Raw genomic sequence first — 23,786 nt, forward strand, 5'->3', positions numbered from 1 at the left:
CCACCATGACGACCCTCGTACGGGACACTTCCGCCGTCACCCGGGACGCCCTCACCGTCCTGCAACCGGGTTTCGCCGGCACCACCGCCCCCGGCTGGCTGCTCCGGCAGCTCCGTGAGGGCCTGGGCTCCGTGGGCCTCTTCGGCCGCAACATCTCCTCCCCGGACCAGCTCGCCGCGCTCACCGCCGAACTGCGGGAGGTGCGGCCGGACGTGCTGGTCGCCATCGACGAGGAGGGCGGGGACGTCACGCGCCTGGAGGCCCGCGCCGGCTCCTCCTTCCCCGGGAACCTCGCCCTCGGCGCCGTCGACGACCCCGGACTGACCCGCGCGGTCGCCCGCGAACTCGGCCGCCGGCTGGCCGCCTGCGGCGTCAACCTCAACTGGGCACCCTCCGCCGACGTCAACTCCAATCCGGACAACCCCGTCATCGGCGTCCGCTCCTTCGGCGACGATCCGCACCTCGTCGCCCGGCACACCGTCGCCTACGTCGAGGGCCTCCAGTCCGCCGGCGTCGCCGCCTGCGTCAAGCACTTCCCCGGCCACGGCGACACCGCGGTCGACTCCCATCACGCGCTGCCCCGCATCGACGCCGACCTCGGCACCCTGCGGACGCGGGAACTCGTGCCGTTCCGCGCCGCCGTCGCCGCCGGCAGCAAGTGCGTGATGAGCGCGCACATCCTGCTGCCAGCCCTGGACGCCGCGCTCCCGGGCACGCTCAGCCCTGCGGCGCTCACCGGCCTGCTGCGCGCCCCCGTGGACCGCGGCGGCCTGGGACACCAGGGCCTGATCGTCACCGACGGGATGGAGATGGAGGCCATCTCCGCCTCCTTCGGTATCGAACGGGGCAGCGTGCTCGCCCTCGCCGCCGGCGCCGACGCCATCTGCGTCGGCGGCGGCCTCGCCGACGAGGACACCGTGCTGCGGCTGCGCGACGCGCTGCTGCGGGCCGTACGGGACGGCGACCTGCCGCTCGACCGGCTCGCGGACGCCGCGGCGCGGGTCCGGGCTCTCGCCCGCTGGACGGCGGGGGAGCGGGCGGCGGCGGGGGAGCGGGCAGCGGGGTCAGGCGTACCCGGCGCCGTGCGCAGTCCCCGCGCGCACGGAGCCCAGGAGGGGAGCACGTCTGGCCCCGCACTCACCCCCGCGCACGACGAGGGCGTGGGCCTGCTGGCCGCGCGCCGGGCGCTGCGCGTCACCGGGCTCGCGGACCACCGGCCGCTGACCGAGCCGCCGTTCGTCGCCGCACTCACCCCGGTCGCCAACATCGCCGTGGGCAGCGAGACGCCCTGGGGCCTGGCCGCCGAACTCGCCCGGCTGCTCCCCGGCACCACCACCGCCACCTACGGCCGGGACCGGATCGACGACGGGGGCCTCGACGCCGCGCTCGCCGAGGTGCTCGGCGCCGCGGCGAACCGTAGGATCGTCGCCGTGGTACGCGACGTCCACCGGCACGCCTGGATGGCCGGAGTGCTGGACTCCCTGCTCGCCGCCCGCCCCGACACCGTCGTGGTGGAGATGGGCGTCCCGCAGGCTCCGCCGGCCGGCGCGCTGCACATCGCCACCCACGGCGCCGCCCGCGTCTGCGCCCGAGCCGCCGCGGAGGTCCTGACCGGCGCGGACGCCGGCCGCTGACCGCCGCAGACCGACTGTCACGCCACCTGGAGGCACTCCGCATGTCCGTCCCGACGCCGTCCTCGTCCGTTCCCGAGACCGCCGGGGAGCCCGTCGTGCCCGGGCGGCTGATGGCGGCCGAGATGGCCGAGCAGCCCGAGGTGCTGCGCCGGCTGCTGGAGCGGGAGCGGGGCGCGGGCGGCGCCCCGACGATCCGGGAGACCGCTCAGGCGATCGCCGCCCGCGCCCCGCGTTTCGTGCTGCTCACCGCCCGCGGCACCTCGGACAACGCGGCGCTGTACGCCAAGTACCTCATCGAGGTGCTGCTGGGCAGGCCGTGCGGACTCACCTCGATGTCCACCACAACCGCCTACCAGGCGAAGGCGGACCTCACCGACTGCCTGGTGATCACCGTCAGCCAGTCCGGGGGCTCCCCGGACCTGGTCGCCTCCACCCGCGCCGCCCGGGAAGCGGGCGCGATCACCCTGGCGGTCACCAACAACGCCGCCTCGCCGCTGGCCCAGGTCAGCGAGTTCCACATCGACGTGCTGGCCGGCCCGGAGGAGGCCCTGCCCGCCACCAAGACCTACACCGCCGAACTCCTCGCCCTGTACCTGCTGGTGGCGGGCATGCGCGGCGCCGACGGGCCGGAGCAGGCCGCGGCCCTGCCCGAACTCGCCGAATCCGTCCTCGCCCGCCGCGAGGAGGTACGGGCCCTGGCCGGCCGCTACCGCTTCGCCGACCGCATGGTCATCACCTCACGCGGCTACGGCTACCCCACGGCCAAGGAGGCGGCGCTGAAGCTGATGGAGACCAGCTACATCCCCGCCCTGTCCTACTCCGGCGCCGACCTGCTGCACGGCCCGCTGGCCATGGTCGACAACATCTCCCCGGTGATCGCCGTCGTCACCGACGGCCGCGGCGGCGAGGCGCTCCAGCCCGTGCTGGACCGGCTCCGCGACCGTGGCGCCGACCTCGTGGTGATCGGCCCGAAACCACAGGTGGACGCCGCCTCCGCCGGCTTCGTCCTGCCCACCGCAGGACTGCCCGAGGAACTCCAGCCCATCCTGGAGATCATGCCGCTCCAGATGCTGGCCTACGAGGTCACCCTCGCCCGCGGCCAGGACCCCGACGCCCCCCGCGCCCTCGCCAAGGTCACCCAGACCCACTGAGCGGGCGCGGCAGCGCGCGGCGGGCGGTCTGATCGATCGTTCGCCGCAGACCCATGGACACCCGTACAGGTCTAGTCCACAATGGGGCGGAGGAAGCGTCCGTTCTCCCCGCACAGGAGGACGGAACGGGACTCGCGGCGTGATCTGCCCTGACCGCGCCGGGGTCTTGGAACTCCGGGCTGCGGTGCCGGACGGGTTGAGGGTCCCGTACCGGCGCCGCGGCCCGAAGTGCTTCCCGGCCCCGTCACGGGCCGTGTCCCGAGCCCCGAGCCCGCCGCGCGCCTGGCCCGCGCCTGGCCCTCGTCCGCGCTCCGTCCGCAGCGCCGAGCCCGGGGGCGCCTGCACGGCGGCCTCCGCGGGCCCGCCGGTAGGCTCGGTCCGTGCCCTCCATGAACGACCTCGTCCGCCAGCACACCGCACTCGGCCCCGCGGACCTCGAGTGGCTGCACCTGCTGGTCTCCGAGTGGCAGCTGCTCTCCGACCTCTCCTTCGCCGACCTGGTGCTGTGGGTGCCGACCCTGGACGGCAGCCGCTACGTCTCCGTCGCCCAGATGCGGCCCAACACCGGCCCCACCTCCTACCAGGACGACATGGTGGGCCACCTGGTGCCGCGCGGCCGGCGGCCGCTGCTGGACGCGGCCCTGGACGAGGGGCGGATCGTCCGCGAGGGCGACCCGGAATGGCGCGAGGAGGTGCCGGTCCGGGTCGAGTCCATCCCGGTGCGCCGGGAGGGCAGGGTGCTGGGCGTCATCGCGCGGAACACCAACCTGCTGACCGTCCGCACCCCGAGCCGGCTGGAGCTGACCTATCTCCAGAGCGCGTCCGACCTGGCACAGATGATCGCCGCCGGATCGTTTCCCTACCCCGGACGGCAGGGGGACTCCGACCTCTCGCCGCGGGTCGGCGACGGTCTGATCCGCCTGGACGCCGACGGCCTCGTCCAGTACGCCAGCCCCAACGCCCTCTCCGCCTACCACCGGCTGGGCCTCGCCGCCGACCTGGTCGGCCTGCACCTCGGCGAGGCCACCGCCGAACTGGCCCCCTCCCGCGCGCCGGTGGACGAGGCGATGGTCAAGCTCGCGAGCGGCTGGGCCCCGCGCACCGCCGAGGTCGAGGGCAACGACTGCGTGGTCCAGCTCCGCGCCATCCCGCTCAAGCCCAAGGGCACCCGGATCGGTTCCCTGGTGCTGCTGCGCGACATCACCGAGGTGCGGCACCGTGAACGCGAGCTGCTCACCAAGGACGCCACCATCCGGGAGATCCACCACCGGGTGAAGAACAACCTCCAGACCGTCGCGGCACTGCTGCGGCTGCAGGCCCGCCGGATGGACTCCGACCGTGGCCGGGACGCGCTCAACGAGGCGGTGCGCCGGGTGGGTTCCATCGCCATCGTGCACGAGACGCTGTCGCAGAACCTCGACGAGCGCGTGGAGTTCGACGCGATCGCCGACCGGGTGCTGGCGATGGTCGCCGAGCTTTCCCCGGGACGGGTGACGGGGCGCACCACCGGGCGGTTCGGCATCCTGGACGCCGAGGTCGCCACGCCGCTGTCGATGGTGCTCACCGAGGTCCTGCAGAACGCGCTGGAGCACGCCTTCGGGCCGGCGGAGCACGGCACGGTGGAGGTCGGTGCGGTCCGTACGCCGGGGGTCGGCCGCGAGGAGGGGCGGTTGCGGGTCACCGTCTCCGACGACGGGCGGGGGCTGCCCGAGGACTTCGACGCGCAGCGCGCCGGCAATCTCGGCCTCCAGATCGTCCGCACCCTGGTGGAGGGTGAGTTGGGCGGCACGTTCGACATGGTGCCGGCCCCGGAGCGGGGGACGAGGGTGATCCTCGACCTGCCGGTCGCGTCCGAGAAGCAGTGACGGCGCAGTGATGCGGCCGGGGTGGTGGTGTCCCCGCCGCACGCCCCCCGGCCTCTCACCTCAGGACCCTCACCGCGCTGCGGGAAGGGCTCCGGACAGCACAGAGCCCCGGAGTGCGACGGATGTCAGTCGCTTCCGGGGCTCGTAGCCATGCGTGGTGCGGTGCTTGACGAGAGCACTGCGCGCTGCGGCTCGGGATTGCAGCCGGTGGGTGGGGGCCGTCAGGCGGACGCGGCGTTGTTCCGCGCCCGGTTGCGGGCGGCGCGGCGCTTCATCGCGCGGCGCTCGTCCTCGCTGAGGCCACCCCAGACACCGGAGTCCTGACCGGACTCCAGGGCCCACTGCAGGCACTGCTCCATGACGGGGCAGCGGCGGCAGACGGCCTTGGCTTCCTCGATCTGCAGCAGCGCAGGACCGGTGTTGCCGATGGGGAAGAACAGCTCGGGGTCTTCCTCGCGGCAAACGGCGTTGTGACGCCAGTCCATGGCTGCTACCTCTCCTCGTATTACGGGCGTGAGTATGCTTGTGAATGTGAACGCTTTCACGAATCCCTTTGCGGCGGAAGGGGTACCACGTCGATGTGATGCGGGTCCCACCGGACCGGATGAGGGGGATTCGGGGCTCTCAAGGGGGCCCGGTGAGGGGCTGTCCCGATCGCCATGAAGAGACTCGCAAACCTCGGCGGCGGATACAACCCCTTCAGGAAAGTTTTTTTTGATTCCTTGGTGTCGCTTGGCTCACAGCCGTACTTCCAGGGGGTGGAAGCTGGTTTAAACGTTCGAGTGGAAGGACTTTCTGGCCTTCGACTTACGCAATCACACGCAGTGCTCGGCGTACGCCTGCGAACCCCACGCTCGTACGGAGTCCCAGGTGGTCACCGTCCATCTGGAAGGGCAGTGGAACCTGCGAATGCAAGGTGAAGGATGTCAGATCGTGCAACGACAGAGCGTGCTTGCCGCGAGGCCCGCGCTCGGGCGACGAGGTGAGCAGCTGGGTGCCGTACCGGCCCACCGCCGCCGAGGTCAGACGGGAGAGTCCGAGCAGGTCGAGGCCGGTGTCGAAGGATGCGTGCGGGGCCGCGTAGACCGGTTTGTTCCCCAGGTAGGTCCAGGGCGCGGTATTGCAGACTATGGACAGCACCAGCCCTTCGGTGCTCTTCTCGCCCGGCCGTTCGAGAGTGATGGTTCCGTGACGGCGATGCGGTTCCCGGAGGAACTGCCGCAGCACCTGCCGCACGTACAGGGGATGCGTCGAACGTCTGCCCCGCTCACGCTGCCGTTCCACCCGGCCCACCACGCCGGCGTCGAATCCGAAGCCGGCGCAGAAGGTGAACCAGCGCGGGGGAGCGCCCGCGTCGTCCGTCCCCGGCACGCCGTCGGCACGGCCCAGACCGACCGTGCGCTCGGTCCCGGTGTGCAGCGCGTCCAGCAGGGCGCCCGTGGCCTCGACCGCGTCGTTGGGCAGCCCGAGGGCGCGCGCGAAGACGTTGGTCGAGCCGCCGGGCACCACGGCGAGCCGGGGCAGGCGCTCGGGGTCGGGTCCCCCGTGCAGCAGGCCGTTCACCACCTCGTTGACCGTGCCGTCGCCGCCGAGGGCGATCACCAGCTCGGTCTCCCCGTCCTCCGCAGCCGTGCGGCCCAGATCGCGTGCGTGCCCCCGGTATTCCGTGGAGGCGACCTCCAGCTTCAGATCGCTGGCCAGGGCGTGGGTGAGGACGTCGCGGGTCCGCGCACTGGTGAGGGTGGCTGCCGGGTTGACCACGAGGAGTGCGCGCATGAGGTGCAGCGTACCCAGGACCCCCGCGCGGGGGCAGGGCGGTCCGCACTGCGGGCGCGGGCCGCTGCAGCGGCCGGGCTACCCTGCAGGGGTGAGCGATGAAGCCCCCCTCGACCCCCGCCCGGCACGGCTGACCGTCGCGGCGGCGCTGACCGCCGCGGAAGGGGCGGTGATCGCCTGCTTCGGCCTGGTGTCCCTCGTGATGCTCTTCATCGGAGACCCGGACGGCCTCGTGCAGGCCCTGACGATGGCCCTGACCGTGCTCGCGCTGGCCGCGCTGCCGCTGGCGGCCGCCCGCGGGCTCTGGCTGCTGCGCCGCTGGAGCCGTGGTCCCGCACTGATCACCCAGCTGCTGGCGCTCCCCGTCGGCTGGCAGATGGCGCAGAACGGCGGGGTGTGGACCGCCGGCGGTGCGGCGATCGGCGTCGTCGCGCTGGTCGTCCTCGGCTGCCTGGTGACGCCGGTCTCGGCCGCCGCCCTCGGCGTGGGCCCGCGGGACGCGTGACGCCCGGGGGAGTCCGGCACCCGACGGCCGGCGCGTGACGCGGGAGTCCCGCGTGCGCCCCTTTCCCCTTCTTCCCTCGTTCTCCCGGGCCCCCGGGCCGTCCCTGCCGACGGCCCGGTGCGGGATCACTCCTCGACGAGCAGCCGGTCCCGCAGCTGCGCAAGGGTGCGCGCCAGCAGTCGCGAGACGTGCATCTGCGAGATGCCGACCTCCTGGGCGATCTGCGACTGCGTCATGTTGCCGAAGAAGCGCAGCAGCAGGATCTTCTTCTCGCGCGGCGGCAGCTCCTCCAGCAGCGGCTTGAGCGACTCCCGGTACTCCACGCCCTCCAGCGCGTCGTCCTCCGCGCCGAGGGTGTCCGCCACGGCGGGGGACTCGTCGTCGGTGTCCGGCACGTCCAGCGACAGCGTGCTGTAGGCGTTGGCCGACTCCAGCCCTTCGAGGACCTCCTCCTCGGAGATCTTCAGCCGCTGCGCCAGCTCGTGCACCGTCGGCGCCCGGCCGTGCTGCTGGGACAGCTCGGCGGTGGCCGAGGTCAGCGACAGCCGCAGCTCCTGGAGCCGCCGCGGTACCCGTACCGCCCAGCCCTTGTCGCGGAAGTGCCGCTTGATCTCGCCGACCACGGTCGGCGTCGCGTAGGTGGAGAACTCCACGCCGCGGTCCGGATCGAAGCGGTCGACCGACTTGATCAGGCCGATCGTGGCGACCTGCGTCAGGTCGTCCAGGGGCTCGCCGCGGTTGCGGAAGCGGCGGGCCAGGTGCTCGACCAGCGGCAGGTGCATCCGTACCAGCCGGTTGCGCAGCTCCGCGTGCTCCGGGGAGCCGTCCGGCATGGCCCGCAGCTCGACGAAGAGGGCGCGCGCGGCGCTGCGGTCCTGCGGGGTGTGCCCCCGGCCGCCGGTGGCGCCGCCCGGGCGTCCTTGCCGCTCCTGCCGCTGCTCGTCCATCGAGTCCGCCTGCCCCGCCTGCTCAGCCTGCTCCGATCGCCGATGCTCGGACCGTTCACCGACCGCTCCGCCGTTCCCCTCCGGGTGCGGGCGGGCGTGCTGCTCGGGAATGCCCGGGCCGGCCGCCTCGTGGCGACCCGCCCATGCCTCTCGTGCCTCGTGTTCCGTCACGACGGATCCGGACCCGTACCGCGCTGCTTGCGCAGGCTGATGCTGACCGTCCGGTCCTCCGACACCGTCGAGTCGACCTCGCCCGCGAGGGCGGCGAGCACCGTCCAGGCGAAGGTGTCGCGCTCGGGGGCACGGCCGTCGGTGGTCGGGGCGGAGACCGTCACCCGCAGTGACTCGTCGATCAGCTCGAACACGCAGCTGAGCACCGAGCCGGGCACGGCCTGCTGGAGCAGGATCGCGCACGCCTCGTCGACCGCGATCCGCAGGTCCTCGATCTCGTCCAGGGTGAAGTCCAAGCGGGCCGCGAGACCGGCCGTGGCCGTCCGCAGCACGGACAGGTAGGCGCCCGCGGCGGGCAGCCGGACCTCGACGAAGTCCTTGTCTCCGGGCTCGCCTGCGATCTGGGACACCCTCACCTCCAAGGTGGCACAAGCCGGTTGGCTCGTTGTCTGTGACCAGTGCGGCGGTCCGGCCGCCCGGGCCTCACCTTCCGGGTCCGGTCGGAACGGGCCGACGTACTGGATCGTTCGACTGCGACGCTATCGCGATCCACCGCGGGATGTCGCCCGGACGATTCCCTCGGCACCGCGAACGCCCCACTTGCGAGGCGTCACTTATAGTAAACACGTGGGTACAGTCCGTGGCTAGGGGTTCGGGCCTTCAAATACCGGATTGTGACACTGCGTTGGTGACACCCGGTCGCTGCGGCCCTTCTGCGGCCCGTTCTCCGCCCCGCGGCCACACTGGGTGAACACCCGGCCCCTTTCAGAAGTTCCCGTTCCGTGCCGCCCGGACACCCGGGGAGACGGATGCGTTCACCGTTCGTGGCCGGGCGACCCCGCGCCGGGGCCCGCGCCGGGGCCCGCGCCGGGGCTCGCGGTGCCCTCCGGCGCACCGCCGCCCGCCGTGATCACCGCGGTCACGGTGCTGCCCGGGGCGAAGGCGCCCTCGCCGGCCAGCGTGCAGAGCCCGAACAGCAGCTTGGCGACGTAGACGCGCTCCAGCCGTGGCAGGGCGTGCCGTTCCGCGAAGTCCGCGGCGAAGTCCTCCAGCTCGGCGGAGGTACGGGCGTAGCCGCCGAAGTGGAACCGGTCCTCCGTGCGCCACGCGCCGCGCGGCCCGCCGAACGCCTCTCCCTGGAGCCGCCGCACCTCCGCGGGAAGGAAGCCGCCGCGCAGCACGGGAACGCCGAGCGCGTACGCCCCGCCCGGTCCCCCCGCTCCGCCGAGCCCGGCGGCGAGCCCGGCCAGCGTGCCGCCCGTCCCGCAGGCCACCGCCGCCACGTCGGTGCGGCCGCGCAACTCGCTGCCCAGCTCGGTGCAGCCGTGGACCGCCGCGGCGTTGCTGCCTCCCTCGGGCACGGCCAGGAAGTCCCCGAACCGCTCCCGGAGACCCTCCACCCACGCCGGGTCGGTGCGGCGCCGGTAGTCGGACCGCGACACGAAGTGCAGCCGCATGCCGTCCGCGGCGCAGCGGGCGAGGGAGGGGTTCAGCGGGCGCTCCGCCAGTTCCCCGCCGCGTACGACGCCCACCGTCCGGAGCCCCAGCAGGCGCCCGGCCGCAGCCGTCGCCCGCAGATGGTGGGAGTAGGCGCCGCCGAAGGTGAGCAGGGTGCGCCGGCCGCCCTCGACGGCCGCCGCGAGGTTCGGCACCAGCTTGCGCCACTTGTTGCCCGGGATCTCCGGGTGGATCAGGTCGTCCCGCTTCAGGGCGAGCCGTACGCCGTGCCGGGTGAAGCGCGCGTCGTCGATCTCGACCAGCGGCGAGGGCAGGCGCGCTCCGGCGCGGAGACCGGCCAGGTCGTGCAGGGCCCGCAGGGTCGAGGCGGAGGAGGCGGAGGAGACGTCGGGCTGCACACCGCCGATTCTGCCCGGCGGGACCGCGGTCGTCGCCCCGGCCCCGCCGGTCGCCTCAGCGGAGGGCGGAGTCGCCGTGCTGCGCGATGTGCTGCTCGACGGCGGCCAGCGCGCGCTGGACCTCCTCCGGCGAGCCGGTGCCGTGCTGCTGGCGGTAGTACGCCGCACCCAGCTTGCGCACCAGGTCGTGCCCCGCGCGCTGCGCCTGGACCTCCTCCATCTTCTCCTTGCCCTGGGCGAGACCGCGCTGCGCCTGCTCCTTGGCCCGGTCGAGGAACCCTGCCATCGTGTGCCTCCAGCTCCGCACTGTGGGGTGTGGCGGGCGGGTGCCCGCGACCCGTGAACGTGTGCCGGATCCGTCCGGTTCCTCCTGTCCCTCCTCCGGCGGTCCCTTCCCGTTCCCGAAGCCGCTGGAAGCCGTCCCACGCCGCCCGACCCCGTCCGGCACCGTCCGACGCCGCCCGAGCCGCCTCCCGTGCGCGGCGCCTTCTACGGTGGGACCCATGAGTCACGTCGAACGCCCGGTCGCCGGCTCCGGCCCGGCGGCCTCCGCGTCCCCGGGGAGCACCTCCTCGACCGGTCCCGGCGCGCATCCGTCGGGAGCCGGCCGCCTCGGCGCGGTGGGGCTGGTCTGCGCGAGTGCGCTGTCCCTCCAGTTCGGCTCGGCCGTGGCGGCGCTGCTCTTCCCGCGCGCGGGCGCGCTCGGGATGGTCGCGTTGCGGCTGGTGTTCTCGGCGGTGCTGCTGTTCGCCGTGTGCCGTCCGCGGCTGCGCGGGCACTCGCGTACGGACTGGGCGGCGGTCGTGGGCCTCGGCGTGGCCCTGGGCACGATGAACACGCTGTTCTACCAGGCGATCGAGCGGATTCCGCTCGGTGCCGCGGTGACCCTGGAACTGCTGGGTCCGCTGGCGCTCTCCGTCGTCGCGGGCCGGCGGGCGCTGAGCCTGCTGTGGGCGGGACTGGCGCTGACGGGCGTGTACCTGCTGGGCGCGAGCGGTTTCAGCGACCTCGACGTCGCCGGAGTCGGCTACGCACTCGCCGCGGGCGGCATGTGGGCGGCGTACATCGTCTACAACGCGCGCACCGGCGCGCGCTTCCCCGGCGCGGACGGACTGGCCATCGCGATGGTGGTGGCCGCTCTTCTCAGCGCGCCGCTCGGTGTCCTGAGCGCGGGCGGCGCGCTTCTCGACCCGGTCGTCCTCGGCCTGGGCGCGGCGGTCGCCGTCCTCTCCTCGGGCATCCCCTACACGCTGGAGCTGTTCGCCCTGCGGCGGCTGCCGAAGTCCACCTTCGCCGTGCTGATGAGCCTGATGCCGGTGGCGGCCTCGGCGGCCGGATTCCTGGTGCTGGACCAGCGGATGGGCTGGGTGCAGGTGCTCGCGGTGGGGCTGGTGATCGCCGCCAGCGCCGGTGCCGTACGCACCTCCCGCCACGGGTAGCTCCGGCCGGCCGTACGCTGTGGCCGTGACCGAACGCCAGACCGTCCGCTGGGCCGAGGACGGCGAAGACCGCTCGGCCCGCTGGCGTTCCGAGAGCGGCGCCCGTCCGCCGAAGCAGGTGGCTCCCGCCGACGACCGCACCCGGGCCGACGCCGCCTACACGCTCGCCTGCGAGGGCACGGCGCTGCTGTGGCGCGGCGACTACGTCGGGGCCCGCCAGCTCCTCACGGCACTGACCCGCCGCGTCGACCGCCCGTCCCGGGGGCGTGCCCAGGGCGGCGGGGACCCGGCTGCGGCGTTCCACCGTCACCGTGCACGGCAGGCCCAACGCGCGCGCATCCTGGGCATGCTGCTCGTGCCCCTGGAGGCGGCGGACGGACGGTGGACCGTGCCGCTGCGGCGTGCGCCCGATGTCGACGGCGCCTGCCGCGGCGCCTACGGTCCGCCCGACGCGGGCGAGCCGGTACTGGTCTCGCTGCGCGAACTGCTGGGCCTGATCGGCGCCCACGAGTGGCACCGCAAGGGAGTGCCGGTCCCGGCCCTGGGCGGCGCCCGCGTCCACCCGTGCTACGGCGTGTTCTCCCCGGTGCGCGGCGAGTACGTCGACCTGGTCGCCGAGGCGCCGCTGCCGCCCCGCGCGGAGGCGCTGGCCTGGGACGTCGGCACCGGCAGCGGGGTGCTCGCCGCCGTGCTCGCGCGGCGCGGCGTCCGGCACGTGGTGGCCACCGACCAGGATCCGCGCGCGCTGGCCTGCGCCCGGGAGAACCTGGACCGTCTCGTCCCGGGCGGTGCCGCTTCCGGCGTCGTCGAGGTGGTGGAGGCCGACCTGTTTCCCGCCGGGTCGCGGCGTGGTGCGGCCGCCGCGCCGTCGCTGGTGGTCTGCAACCCGCCCTGGCTGCCCGCCAAACCGACGTCCGCCGTCGAGCGCGCGGTCTACGACCCGGGCAGCGGGATGCTGCGCGCGTTCCTGGAGGGCCTGCCCGGGCGCCTGGACGAGGACGGCGGCGAGGGCTGGCTGATCCTCTCCGACCTGGCCGAACTCCTCGGCCTGCGCACGCGGGACGACCTTCTGGGCTGGATCGGTGCCGCCGGGCTGCGGGTGGCCGGCCGGCTCGACACCCGTCCCGTCCACCGGCGCGCCACCGCCCCCGACCCCGACGACCCGCTGCACGCGGCCCGTTCCGCCGAGGTCACCACCCTCTGGCGCCTCACCCACGCCTGACCTCCGCCGCAGCCGGGTGCGCCGAACCCCGCGCGGAGCGCGCGTGGGACGCGGCCTCGCACGCACGTGTGCCCGCCCCGCGGTGAAGCGGGACGGGCACACGTTCAGACGGATCCCTCGTCCGGACGGACCCCGGTACGGGGCCCTACCGCCGCGTCAGCGGGCGGTGGTGAACCTCGGCGTGTCCTCGTCGGACGACTGCGCTCAGCCGAAGATCTGGTCGACCCGGGCGCTCTCCGCGGAGTTCGGGTAGGCGTTGGTGCAGGACGGGCCGGGGCCGCCGCCGGACATCAGCTCGCTGCACGGGCCGCTGTAGTTGTCCGGCAGGCCGAGCACGTGACCGGTCTCGTGCGAGGTGACGCGCAGCGAGTCGTAGGTCTCGTTCTGGGCGTAGTCCAGGAAGATGTAGCCGTGACCGCGACCGTCGGTCGAGGCGTAGCTGCCGCGCGGGTCGTTGCCCTCGCGGTAGTCGAAGTCGCCGCTGCCGGAGGTCTCGGCCAGGGTGACGCTGCTGACCGAGGAGTTCCAGATCGAGGCGCTCTGCGAGATCTCGCTCTGGAAGGAGGGGGCGGCCGAGTCGTTGTAGTAGAGAGTGATGGCCTGGAAGCCGGGCTTGGCGTCCTGGCGCTCCTGCGCCTTCTCCCAGACGGCCTCGAAGAAGGCGCGGTTCTGGGCCTGCTCGGACTTGGCGCCACCCTCGTAGGCCGCGACGACGGAGCCGGAGTCGGCGGAGACGGAGGCCGGGGCCGCGGCGAGACCGGCGACGGCCATGCCGACGGCGAGCGAGGCGGCGAGGGCGGTCCTGATGTTTCTCATGTGGGGGTCCTCCAGGTCGTCCGCGGAGCCCGGTTCGGCGTACGTGTGGGGCGTGTGGGGGACGCCGCCCGTGAACCGCGGATGAACGTTCGGTCCCGGAGAGTGTGTGCCGAATCACCCGCCGTCCGGATGATGGCATCCGGTGATAGTCCGGGCGCATCGTCTCTGAGCAGGGAAGATCGGCTTGTCATGTCTCTGGCGCGGGGAACCGGGGCGCGGTTATGCTCCGGCCGTGGAGCTCGAGGTGAGACATCTGCGTGCGTTGTGCGCCATCGCCGATCACGGGAGCGTGCACAAGGCGGCCCGGCAGCTCGGGGTCACCCAGCCGTCGTTGACGACCCAGTTGGGACGCATCGAACGCGCCTTGGGCGGACGGCTGTTCACCCGGGAGCGGACGGGGAGCCGGCCCACTCCGTTCGGCCTCTCGGTGCTGAGCCGGGCACGGCCGATCGTCGCCGAGATGAGTGCGCTGATCAGCGAGGCCCGTGACGCGCTCGGTGTCGGCGGCGGGTCCCGGCTGCGCATCGGCAGCACCGGCAACCGCGCCGTGCCCGGCTGGCTCCGGCGCCTGCACGCCCGGCTGCCGGAGACGGACACCACCATCCGTATCGACGTCTCGCCCAGCGCCCTGCTCCAGATGGTCGCCGACCGCCAGCTCGACGTCGCCTTCGTGCACGAGGTGGCCGGCTGCCCGCTGCAGGTGCCGGAGGGCCTCGAGCAGCGCGTGCTGATGGAGCGTGAACCGCAGTTCGTGGCGCTGCCCGCGACGCACCCGGCGGCGCGCAAGGAGGAGGTCTCCCTCACCGACCTGGCGGAGGACCGCTGGATGGTCGACCCCAACGTGGACGGCGAATGGGCGGGACTGCGGCGGGTGTTCACGGCGGCGGGGCTGCGGCTCCAGGTCGCGCACGGCGACTACCTCGCGGGGGCCGACCTGGTCGCGGCCGGCGAGGTGGTCGCCCCGGCCCAGCCCACCTCCCGGGCGCGTCCGGGGCTGGTCATCCGGCCGTTGGCCGGCGATCCGCTGACCGTGCGGCTGGTGATGGCGACCCGTCTCCCGCTGCCCGACGCCCCCGAGGGCGGCACCGACTTCGGCGCGGTCTTCGCCGACCTCCAGGACGCCTACCGTGAGGTCGCGTGGGGGTCGCCGTCCTACCGCCAGTGGCTCGCCCACCACGACAGCCCCCTCCTCCACGTCCCCGCGGCCTGACGGCCCGCGTCTTTCCGCTGCGCGGCTGCGCCCCCGCACGGTTGCCACCCCGGGTCGCCGTGCGGTGGGCGCGGCAGCGAGCCCCTCTGCGCGCGTTCCGCGCGGCACGCGTGAGCGCACCCTGTGCGTGATGTGGAGGCGAACGGTCCAGATGTGCAGCCGGGGCCGAAAGGGTGACCTCCTCAAGTGACATGTGTCATAAAGGAGTTGACGCTTCCGAGTTGCCCCTGTCACTTTTGCTTCCCACCACATCGGCCGAAGCGCCCCTCGTCGCCCAGTGCGGCCGTGGTCCGAGGTGGTCATCACTCGTGAGCCGGCGACGCCCCGCGCGTCCCGCGACCAGAGAAGGCGTGGCCGTCAATGCTCCACAGATCAGTCCGGGTCCCCGCGTGACACTGGTGGTCCTCGGGGCGAACCCGACCGTCGCGCGGGCAGCCGACACCCTCCCCTGCGAGGTCGTGCACCTCCGCCTGACCGGTACGGCCGACGGCGCGGCCGGCGCTCCGGCCGAGGGCGGAACGGACTCCCGCAGCCGGGTGCACGTCGTCGACTTCCTCGACCGGACCGCGCTGCTGCCCTTCCTCGACGAGGTGGTCCGTCCCCTCGGCCCGCTCGCCGTGGTCTCGCTGACCGAACTCGGGCTGGAACCGGCGGCCCTGGCCGCCCGGCACCTCGGCGTCACCGGGCTGGACCCGGACGTCGTACGCGCCACCCGCGACAAGTTCCGCATGCGGCAGCTGCTGGAGCAGCGCGTTCCGCACCTGAACCCCGCCTTCGCCCGCGGCGACGACGCGGACGCGGTCGCCGCCCTCTTCGCGCGCTACCCCTCGGTGGTCGCCAAGCCCGTGGACGGGTTCGGCAGCAACGCCGTCGCCCTGCTGGAACGCCTCGACGACCTCCCGGACGACCGCAGGACGCCGGCGACCCTCCTGGAGCAGTTCGTCGAGGGCCGGGAGTACAGCGTCGAGGCCCTGTCCGCGAACGGCCGGCACACCGTCGTCGGCATCGCGCAGAAGGGCACCACCGCAGGCTTCGTCGAGGTCAGTCACCTGATGCCGCCGCCGTCGCTGGACGAGCGGCGGCAGCTCCTGGTCGAGAACGCCGTGGCGGAGCTCCTGGACGCCCTCGGCGTCACGGACGGTCCCAGCCACACCGAGGTCAAGCTCGACGGCGACAAGGTCGTCGTCATCGAGACCCACAACCGCCTCGGCGGCGACGGCATCGCCGACCTGGTGCGGCTCACCACCGGCCTCGACTGGCGCGCGGCGGCCCTCGGCTGGCCGCTGGGAACGGACCTGCCGCGCGTCGCGCCCACCGCACCCGCCGCGGCCACCGTGTTCTTCACCGCGCCGCCCGGCCGGGTCACCGCCGTCGCGGACCCGCCCGCACCGACCCACGGCACGCTCGTGGACTGGGACCTCTCCGTACGGCCCGGCGACGAGGTGGGGGCGCTGCGGTCCTCCGCGGACCGGCTCGGCTCGGCGACGCTCGTCGCGGAGTCCCGCTCCGACTGCCTCGCGGCGGTCGGTGAGCTGACGGCCGTGCCGGTCGTCGTCACCCAGCGGGACGGCTGAGCCGCCCGCTCCGCCCCCGTTCCGAGACCACCACTTCCGTACGCCTTCCGCACCACCCTTCCGGCACACGACGCGCGACACACCATGGGGGAAGTCATGCCTGCCACCAACAAGCCGATTTCTTACGACTTTCACGGCGACACGCCGTTCACCGTCCCGTTCGCCGAGATCGATCCCGCCGACATCCACATCTACCTCGACCTCGACACCAAGGTCGGCCGGAACACCTGCGGCCAGAAGTGCACGCACTGCTGGTTCGTCAACTACGAGAAGGTCTACGACAAGTCCTTCGCGATGGACGAGGGCCCGCGCATCCTGGAGGGCCTGCAGAGCCATGGCTACCAGGTCTACCCGCGCTACGTGGACAGCTTCGCCTACGGCGGCGAGTTCATGCGCATCTACGGCCCGGCGAACAACCGCGAGTTCCGCCAGGAAGCCGACCACATCCCCACCGAGACCATGGAGAAGGGCGACGCCTGGACGAGCGGACGCCCCCTGCTCGGCGACGACTACATCGAGCTCCTGGACCTGGCGCGGGAGAGCGGCTACGGCACGATCTCCATCACCTACCACGGCGTACTCGACGAGAACCTGACCGTGATCGACGACGGCAGCTACCCGATCAAGGGCGTGTTCAGCGGCGCCGACACGGAGAAGGTGCTGCAGCGGATCGCCGACTACAACGCGCGCCGCCGCGCCGACGGCTCCGAGACCGCGGACGCCTTCCGCGTCAACATCGGCGTCACCGTCGGCCGCCACAACCACGGGCGCGAGTCCCTGCTGCGCTACGCGCGGTACTTCAACAAGCTCGGCGTCGACACCGTGCGCTTCAACAACTTCAGCGACCACGGCGGCCGCCACCCCGGTCTGCGGCTGTCCCGCGAGGAGATCGAGCAGGCGTACCGCGACTTCCGCTGGCTGCACGACACCGTGGAGCTGGACTTCCAGCTCGGCGTCAGCGAGGACTTCGGGACGTTCGGCATCAAGGCCATGGGCTTCCCCGGGCACGTCGGCTGGTGCCGCGCCGGACGGCAGCTGTTCGCCGCGATCCCCGCGGAGGAGACCGTGCTGTCCGAGGAGGGTCCGGAGCGCCGGGAGAAGATCGGCGACATCGTCGGCTGCGTCAACACCTTCGAGCCCCACCTGGGCATCCTGGTCCGCACCGTCGTCGAGGGGGAGGACGGCGCCCGCTACGACCTCGAGTTCGACCACGAAGCCATCCAGGCGTTCACCGACAAGCGGATGGCGGGCGTCTACAAGGACGGCTGCTTCGCCCCCGAACTGTCCGAGGAACTCGGGCTCGTCTCGCGCGTGCCGCAGCGCCGCCGGCTGCCGCTGCTCGTCGAGCCGACGGCCTGAGAGGGGACACGCATGCGCCACGTCCTCGTCTTCGCCAAGACCCCCCACGCCACCACGCCCTACGAGCAGTGGCTGGCGGGCACCGGCATCGAGCCGGTCGTCCTGACCACCCGTGAGCACGCCGCCGGCTACGGCCACCTCCGGCACGTGCACGCCTTCGACGACTACGACACCAACCAGCTCGTCGAGAAGACGGCCCTGCGCCTCGCCCGCGAGCTGGACGTGGACGCCATCTTCGCGCGGGCCGAGTCGGACGTCCTGCGGGCCGCGCAGCTCCGCGACCTGCTGGACCTTCCCGGACAGCGGACCGCGAGCGCCCGCGCCTTCCGCGACAAGGTCGTGATGAAGGACCACCTCGCGGGCGGCCCGGTCGAGGTCCCCGCCTACCGCCTGCTCGACTCCGCCTACACGGCCGTGGAGTTCGTCGCCGAGCACGGGTACCCGGTGGTGGTCAAGCCGGTGTCCGAGTCCGGTTCCCTCGGTGCCCGCGTCCTGCGCGACGAAGCCGACCTGGACGCCTACCTCGCCGCTCCCTGGCGCGGCACCAGCCAGATCGAGACCTTCGTCCCGGGCGCGATGTACCACGTGGACGGGTTGGTGCGGGACGGCGAACCCGTCTTCGTGCGGCCCTTCCGCTACCTCAACGACTGCCTCTCCTTCCGCAGCGACCACTGGATGGGCAGCGTTCCGCTGGCGCCCGGGGACCCGTACCACGCCCGCCTCGTCGACGCGGCCCGCGCGGTCCTCGCGCAGCTCCCGACGCCCGAACGGACCACGTTCCACGCGGAGTTCTGGATCACCCCGGACGACCGGACGGTGTTCTGCGAGATCGCCAGCCGCACCGGTGGCGGCATGGTCGCCCGCGCCGTCCGGCACGCCTTCGGCATCGACCTCGACAAGGAGTGGCTCTACGCCGAGTGCGGGCTCCCCGCCTCGTCGGGCGGGCCGGCTCCCCGACCGGCCGGCGGTCTGTGGATCCCCCCGTCGAGCGGCGTACTGGAGCACCTCCCGACCGAGAGCGCGCCCGACTGCGTGCTCGAGGCCGCGCACACCGGCCGGGCCGGCCAGGTCTTTCACGGAGGTGTCAAGTCCGGCCTCTTCCTGGCCGGTTACGTCGTCGGCGGCGAATCCGAGGAGGACGTCGCGGCGAACATGGAGAAGGTGGCGGCCTGGTTCGCCGGCGCGGTCCGCTGGCGACCCGCCGATTCGCCGGACGCCGCCGGTCCCGTCGACGCCCCCGAGGCCGCGGGGGCGACCCCGTGACCCCGCCCGAGCCGCCCCGGCCGCACGTGCCGCCGCAGCCGGCGCGTCCGCTGCCGGGGCCGCTGGTGGACGCCGCATGGCTCGCGCCCCGGCTGGGCGCGGACGGGCTCGTCGTCCTCGACGCCTCCGTCGGCGGGCACCGGGACGCGGAGACCCGCATCCCCGGCGCCCGCCGGTTCGACCTCGACGGCGCCCTCTCGGACCACCACGCCTCGCTCCCGCACACCATGCCGGAGCCCGACCGCCTCGCCGCCGAGCTGCGCGCCCTCGGGCTCCGGGACGAGGACACCGTCGTCGTGTACGACGCGGCCGGTGTCTACTCCAGCCCGCGGGCCTGGTGGATGCTGCGGGCCGTGGGCTTCGACCGGGCCGCGGTCCTCGACGGCGGCCTGCCCGCCTGGACCGCGTACGGCGGGCCGGTGGAGGACGCCGCCCGGCCCCTGCAACCTCTCGCCCCGGGCGACTTCACCGCCCGACCGCGCTCCGGCCTCCTCGTCGGCGCCGACCGCGTGGCGGACGCGTTGCGCGACTCGGACGCCGCGGTGCTCGACGCCCGCACCCGCGCCCGGTTCGCAGGCCGGGCGCCCGAGCCGCGTCCCGGCCTGCGCGGCGGCCACATGCCCGGAGCGGTCAGCCTCCCGTTCGGCGAACTGCTGGGCGACGGCGGCCGGATGCGTCCCCCGCACGAGCTGCGGGAGGCGTTCCGCGAAGCCGCCGGGGACCGCGGGGCGCTGGTCTTCAGCTGCGGATCGGGCGTCACCGCCTGCGTCCTGGCACTGGGCGCGCACCTCGCGGGCCTGGAGGACCTGTCGGTCTACGACGGGTCCTGGAGCGAATGGGGCCTCCCCACCTCCGGGCGACCGGTGGCGACCGGGGCGGCAGACGCGGAGAGCCCGGAGAGCGCCGGGAGCGCGGACCGCGCGGGGGCCTCGTGAACGGGGGCCTCGTGAAGAAGCCGCCCGCCGCGAGCAGGTGGCAGACCTTCCGGGACCTCTCGCCCAGCCTGAAGTCCCTGATCGTCCTGTCCTTCGTCGTCGCGCTCGGCAGCTACATGGTCACGCCCTTCATCGGCGTGCTGATGGTCCAGGCGGTGGGCCTCGACCTGCGGGTGGCCGGCGCCCTGGTCGCCGTCGCCACCTTCATCCAGTTCGGCGGCAGCATCCTCGGCGGGCCGGTGGTGAACCGGATCGGTCTCAAGCCGACCATGGTCGGCGCGCTGGTGCTGCGTACCGCCGGTCTCGCCCTGCTCGGCGTCGCGGTGGCCGTCCCCTGGCTCGCCTACCCGGCCGTGCTCCTGGTCGCGCTCGGCCCCGCGCTGTACCTGCCGGCGAACAAGGCGTACATCGTCACCTGCGTCTCCGACGACCTGCGACCGCTGTTCCTCGGGGTCAGCAGCGCCGCGCTCAACGCGGGCATGGGCGTCGGCCCGCTGCTGGCGGCGCTCCTCATCGACACCGACCCGATGATGCTCCTGCTCGGCGCCGCGCTGCTGTTCGCGGCGATCACCCTCGCCCACCAGCTCACCATGCGCCCGGTCGAGGGCAGGGCCGCCACCCCGTCGCCGGGCACCGGCCCGGGCGTGCTGCGGCGGCTGCGCCCCGCGCTGCGGCCGGTGCTCGTCACCGGACTCGCCTTCTACCTGTACTTCTTCTTCCAGAGCTTCGTCGGCCTGTACGCCGCCGAGCTGGGGCACATCGGCATGCTCGGCTGGGTCATGCTGCTCAACTGCGCCATGGTGGTGGTCCTCCAGCCCGCCCTCTCCGGGAGGATCGCGCGAGCTCCCTACCGGCTGCTGGTCGGGGGATCGTTCGCCCTGCTCGCGGCCGGCACCGCCGTGATGTCCCTGGGCGGGCCCTGGATGCTCCTCGCGGGTACTGCGGTCTTCACCCTGGGCGAGGTGTTCCTGCTGCTGCGCTGCGACCTGGAACTGGTCGAACGGGTGCCGGGCAACCCGGCGTTCGCGTTCGGCGTGCAGCGGCTCACCGCAGGTGTGGGCGGGCTGCTCGCCGGTCTGGCCGGCGGGTTCGTCTTCGCCCACTTCGTGCAGGCGGGGGAGCCCGAGGGGTTCTGGCTGTTCGCCGCCGTCCAGTGCGCCGTCGCCGTGCTCCTCGTCCTGCCCGCACGCCGGCGCCGCCGCGCCGTCCTCCCGTCCGGGACCGCCGCGGAACGCACCCCGGAGCCGGTGCCGTGACCGGCGAGCGGCACACGACGCGGACCCGGCTGGTGCACGCCGGCTCCGACCCCCGCACGCAGCGCGGCTACCCCAACCCGCCGGTGCACCGGGCGTCCACCGTCCTCTACCGCGACACCGCCGAGATGGCGGTGTCTCAGGCCGATCCGCTGAAGCGGGAGATGCCGGTCTACGGCCGCTTCGGCACCCCGACCAGCATGGCGTTCGAGGCGGCCGTGGCCGAACTGGAGGGCGGCCACGGCGGCGTGGCCACCTGCTCCGGACTTGCGGCGATCAGCACCGCCGTCCTGTCCTTCGTCCGGGCCGGCGACCACGTCCTGGTCACCGACTCCGCGTACCTGCCCACACGCCGCTTCTGCGACTCCCTCGCCGCGCTCGGTGTGGAGACCGAGTACTACCCGCCGGGCATCGGGGCGGACATCGCCGCCCTCGTGCGCCCCACGACGCGGCTGGTGTACCTGGAGTCCCCGGGGTCCACCACCTTCGAGGTGCAGGACGTGCCGGCGATCACGGCAGCCTGCCGGGCCCGCGGCGTCACCACCCTCGTCGACAACACCTGGGCCACGCCCGTGTACCACCGTCCGCTTCAGCTGGGCGCGGACGTCGTCCTGCACTCGGCGACGAAGTACCTCACCGGCCATGCGGACAGCATCCTGGGCGTCGCCGTGTGCACGGCCGCCGCGTACCCCGCCGTGCGCGCCACGGCCATGCGACTGGGGCAGTGTGCCGGGGCGGACGACGTCTACGCCGCGCTGCGCGGCCTGCGCACCCTGGACGTGCGGCTGGAGCGCCACCAGGCGCAGGCCCTGGAACTCGCGCGCTGGGCGGGCAAGCAGCCGGGCGTCGCGGCCGTGCTCTCCCCGGCGCTGCCGGAGGACCCCGGGCACGACCTCTGGCGCCGCGACTTCACCGGCGCCTCCGGCCTCTTCGGCCTGGAACTGGACCCCCGGTACGGGCCGGAGGAGGCCGACGCCCTGGCCGACCGGCTCACCCTCTTCGGGCTCGGCCACAGCTACGGCGGCTACGAGAGCCTCGTGGTGCCGTGCGAACCCGCGCAGCACCGGCTCCCCGGCACCTGGCGCGGACGCGGGCCGCTGCTCCGCGTCCACGTCGGATTCGAGGACGTGGAGGACCTCAAGCGCGACCTCGCGGACGGCCTCCGCGCCCTGCCGCCGCTTCCCGGCCCGGCCTGACCGCACCGACCGCACCGGGCTCCGACGGACCCGCGCCCGGTGGCGGGCCGTCCCGACCCGCCGCCGGGCGCCGTCCCGAACACCTCTACGATGCTGCCCTGAACCGCTGGCCGGCGCCCCACCGCCGATGCCGGAGCGTACGGCCCCCTTCGGACGGCTCACGGCCGCCCGCCGGACCTCCCCCCGCCCCGTGCGGGCCGGCGACGCGTGCAGGGAACCGAAGTGGAGCGGAGCACCACATGTCTGACAGAGCGTCCGAGCCCGCGGGCCCCGCGGACGGGGGAGCCGGGGGAGAGGGGTCGTCCGTCCCGGACGGCGCGTGGGAGGCGTTCCAGCGGGAGGCGGAGGAGTCCGGGCGGCGCGGATCGGCGGGTGCCGCCGGCGTTCCGAAGGAGCCGTCCGCCCGGGCGCGGATGGTCGCCGCGCGGCTGCGCGAGCAGGACGAGGCCGCGGCCGCCGCGCAGCGGCGCGGGCTCGGCCGTCGCGGGAAGGGGAAGAAGCCACCGGAGCCGTGGCAGCCGGACGGCTGGCGCACCGGACCAGCCCTGTACGAGAGGCGGGGCGGCGGCGGTTGGCGGCAGTCCCGGCGGGTGGGCCTGGTGTTCGCGGTGCTCTGTCTGCTCGTGGGCGGCCTGTGGTTCGCCGACCAGCGCGGTCACCTGAACCTCGGATCCCCCGGCTCGGGCGCCCAGGGGGAGCCGCTCGCCGCGGAGACGGGCCGGCCCACCGGTGCACCGCCGACTGCCGCGTTCTCCGGCCTGCCCACCCTGGAGCGCCCCTGGGCGGGCTCGCCCGCACGCCGCTGGGACGAGGGGGCCGACGCCATCGAACTGCCGGCCGCGGAGCCCGTCGGCGACGTCTCCGCCGCCGCGCTGGCCGACGCGCTGGCGGACGTCAAGGACTTCCTCGTCGCCTCCCAGCTCGACCGGGAGACCCTGCACGGCGCCGGCCCGGAACGGGCCCTGGAACTGCTCGACCCGAAGAACGCCGATCACCTCCGCACCGTCCGCGAAGGGCTGCGCGCACCGTCCGCGGGGAATGACGGGTCCGCGCTCTTCACCCGCTTCGACGGGGACGAACTGCGCCTCGTCGGCGACGCGGTGAAGGTCCGCGGCCGGATCTCGGTCGAGGAGGGCGAGCAGGGCCGTGCCGTCGTCCGCACCGACCACTCCTTCGTGTACGCGCTGCGCCGCGCCGGCGACGACGAGGTCACCCGCGTCGTGGTCCGCCGTGCGTTCGCCTTCGACGTGGCACCGGCCGGGTGGGGAACCACCACACCGGGCACGGTCTGGGTGACCGAGACGATCGGCGAGTGGGCGGGCGTCCGCTGCGACGCCGAGGCGGACGGCATGCTGCACCCGGGCTTCCCCTCCGAACGGGCGGACGGGGGCGGCGACGGCCCCACGCGCGACCCGTACGACCGCAGCCGCGAGGCGGGCACGGGTGGCGCCGACCCCGCAGCCTGTGGCACGGCGACCCGCGTCTGACCACCCGCACACGACCGTGCCCGGGCCCGCAGCGCGGACCCGGGCACGACCGGGTGGGCGTACGGGCCCGCGTGTCGGGGGTCCTCATCGTGATCGTGACGGCGGGCCCGTCGGCGCTGCCGACGGG

General features: G+C 73.9%; 21 protein-coding genes. 14 read left to right on the plus strand and 7 right to left on the minus strand.

The window, feature by feature from the left end; translation table 11 throughout:
- Positions 1-5: 5 nt before the first annotated feature.
- From RM572_RS04770 to RM572_RS04780, 3 genes are all read left to right on the plus strand, one after another.
- A complete protein-coding gene (locus tag RM572_RS04770) occupies positions 6-1,634 on the plus strand; it encodes a glycoside hydrolase family 3 protein (protein ID WP_311671998.1) in 1,629 nt (542 codons plus the stop codon).
- Positions 1,635-1,675: 41 nt separating this feature from the next.
- The gene (locus RM572_RS04775) at positions 1,676-2,785 is read left to right on the plus strand and encodes an SIS domain-containing protein (protein ID WP_311671999.1); all 1,110 of its coding nucleotides are present in this window, start codon (positions 1,676-1,678) and stop codon (positions 2,783-2,785) included.
- A gap of 389 nt (positions 2,786-3,174) precedes the next feature.
- Positions 3,175-4,650, plus strand: coding sequence for a PAS domain-containing sensor histidine kinase (locus RM572_RS04780; RefSeq protein WP_311672085.1), 1,476 nt, complete (start codon positions 3,175-3,177; stop codon positions 4,648-4,650).
- 221 nt (positions 4,651-4,871) lie between these two features.
- Here RM572_RS04780 and RM572_RS04785 read toward each other — a convergent pair whose 3' ends face one another.
- Together RM572_RS04785 and RM572_RS04790 are read right to left on the minus strand one after the other, a co-directional pair.
- A complete protein-coding gene (locus RM572_RS04785) occupies positions 4,872-5,135 on the minus strand; it encodes a WhiB family transcriptional regulator (protein ID WP_023528300.1) in 264 nt (87 codons plus the stop codon).
- 322 nt (positions 5,136-5,457) lie between these two features.
- Complete coding sequence (locus tag RM572_RS04790) at positions 5,458-6,426, minus strand: diacylglycerol/lipid kinase family protein (RefSeq protein WP_311672000.1); 969 nt, start codon at positions 6,424-6,426, stop codon at positions 5,458-5,460.
- 91 nt (positions 6,427-6,517) lie between these two features.
- On the opposite strand from RM572_RS04790, the gene RM572_RS04795 reads away from it, so the two are divergent.
- Complete coding sequence (locus RM572_RS04795) at positions 6,518-6,931, plus strand: hypothetical protein (protein WP_311672001.1); 414 nt, start codon at positions 6,518-6,520, stop codon at positions 6,929-6,931.
- A gap of 125 nt (positions 6,932-7,056) precedes the next feature.
- Here the strand turns inward: RM572_RS04795 and RM572_RS04800 are convergent, their stop codons facing one another.
- The 4 genes from RM572_RS04800 to RM572_RS04815 form a co-directional block, all read right to left on the minus strand.
- The gene (locus tag RM572_RS04800) at positions 7,057-8,049 is read right to left on the minus strand and encodes an RNA polymerase sigma factor SigF (RefSeq protein WP_311672002.1); all 993 of its coding nucleotides are present in this window, start codon (positions 8,047-8,049) and stop codon (positions 7,057-7,059) included.
- On the minus strand, positions 8,046-8,459 hold the full coding sequence (locus RM572_RS04805) for an ATP-binding protein (RefSeq protein WP_027766122.1): 414 nt from the start codon (positions 8,457-8,459) through the stop codon (positions 8,046-8,048). The genes RM572_RS04800 and RM572_RS04805 overlap by 4 nt, the downstream gene beginning before the upstream one ends.
- 405 nt (positions 8,460-8,864) lie before the next feature.
- Positions 8,865-9,857 (minus strand): 1-aminocyclopropane-1-carboxylate deaminase/D-cysteine desulfhydrase, encoded by a 993-nt coding sequence (locus tag RM572_RS04810; protein WP_311672086.1) that lies wholly within the window; start codon positions 9,855-9,857, stop codon positions 8,865-8,867.
- A gap of 103 nt (positions 9,858-9,960) precedes the next feature.
- Positions 9,961-10,191: a hypothetical protein gene (locus tag RM572_RS04815; protein WP_027766121.1), complete on the minus strand. Its 231-nt coding sequence runs from the start codon at positions 10,189-10,191 to the stop codon at positions 9,961-9,963.
- A gap of 217 nt (positions 10,192-10,408) precedes the next feature.
- On the opposite strand from RM572_RS04815, the gene RM572_RS04820 reads away from it, so the two are divergent.
- A complete protein-coding gene (locus tag RM572_RS04820) occupies positions 10,409-11,344 on the plus strand; it encodes an EamA family transporter (RefSeq protein ID WP_311672003.1) in 936 nt (311 codons plus the stop codon).
- Between the two features lie 25 nt (positions 11,345-11,369).
- Positions 11,370-12,566 (plus strand): methyltransferase, encoded by a 1,197-nt coding sequence (locus RM572_RS04825; RefSeq protein ID WP_394813521.1) that lies wholly within the window; start codon positions 11,370-11,372, stop codon positions 12,564-12,566.
- A 204-nt stretch (positions 12,567-12,770) separates the two neighbouring features.
- Here the strand turns inward: RM572_RS04825 and RM572_RS04830 are convergent, their stop codons facing one another.
- On the minus strand, positions 12,771-13,382 hold the full coding sequence (locus RM572_RS04830; protein ID WP_311672005.1) for a snapalysin family zinc-dependent metalloprotease: 612 nt from the start codon (positions 13,380-13,382) through the stop codon (positions 12,771-12,773).
- A 244-nt stretch (positions 13,383-13,626) separates the two neighbouring features.
- Here RM572_RS04830 and RM572_RS04835 point away from each other — a divergent pair, with 244 nt between their 5' ends.
- From RM572_RS04835 to RM572_RS04870, 8 genes are all read left to right on the plus strand, one after another.
- Positions 13,627-14,592 (plus strand): LysR family transcriptional regulator, encoded by a 966-nt coding sequence (locus RM572_RS04835; protein ID WP_311672087.1) that lies wholly within the window; start codon positions 13,627-13,629, stop codon positions 14,590-14,592.
- 389 nt (positions 14,593-14,981) lie between these two features.
- Positions 14,982-16,166, plus strand: coding sequence for an ATP-grasp domain-containing protein (locus RM572_RS04840; protein ID WP_311672006.1), 1,185 nt, complete (start codon positions 14,982-14,984; stop codon positions 16,164-16,166).
- A gap of 96 nt (positions 16,167-16,262) precedes the next feature.
- The gene (locus tag RM572_RS04845; protein ID WP_311672007.1) at positions 16,263-17,525 is read left to right on the plus strand and encodes a radical SAM protein; all 1,263 of its coding nucleotides are present in this window, start codon (positions 16,263-16,265) and stop codon (positions 17,523-17,525) included.
- Positions 17,526-17,537: 12 nt separating this feature from the next.
- Entirely contained in the window at positions 17,538-18,788 is a 1,251-nt protein-coding gene (locus RM572_RS04850) for an ATP-grasp domain-containing protein (RefSeq protein WP_311672008.1), read from the plus strand.
- A complete protein-coding gene (locus tag RM572_RS04855) occupies positions 18,785-19,723 on the plus strand; it encodes a sulfurtransferase (RefSeq protein ID WP_311672009.1) in 939 nt (312 codons plus the stop codon). Before RM572_RS04850 ends, RM572_RS04855 begins: the two co-directional genes overlap by 4 nt.
- A gap of 11 nt (positions 19,724-19,734) precedes the next feature.
- Positions 19,735-20,979, plus strand: a complete 1,245-nt coding sequence (locus RM572_RS04860) for an MFS transporter (protein ID WP_311672010.1) — start codon at positions 19,735-19,737, stop codon at positions 20,977-20,979.
- On the plus strand, positions 20,976-22,172 hold the full coding sequence (metC, locus tag RM572_RS04865) for a cystathionine beta-lyase (protein WP_311672011.1): 1,197 nt from the start codon (positions 20,976-20,978) through the stop codon (positions 22,170-22,172). The genes RM572_RS04860 and metC overlap by 4 nt, the downstream gene beginning before the upstream one ends.
- A 239-nt stretch (positions 22,173-22,411) precedes the next feature.
- Entirely contained in the window at positions 22,412-23,659 is a 1,248-nt protein-coding gene (locus RM572_RS04870; RefSeq protein ID WP_311672012.1) for a hypothetical protein, read from the plus strand.
- Positions 23,660-23,786: the final 127 nt, after the last annotated feature.

Source organism: Streptomyces hazeniae (assembly GCF_031845485.1).
Lineage (GTDB): Bacteria > Actinomycetota > Actinomycetes > Streptomycetales > Streptomycetaceae > Streptomyces > Streptomyces hazeniae.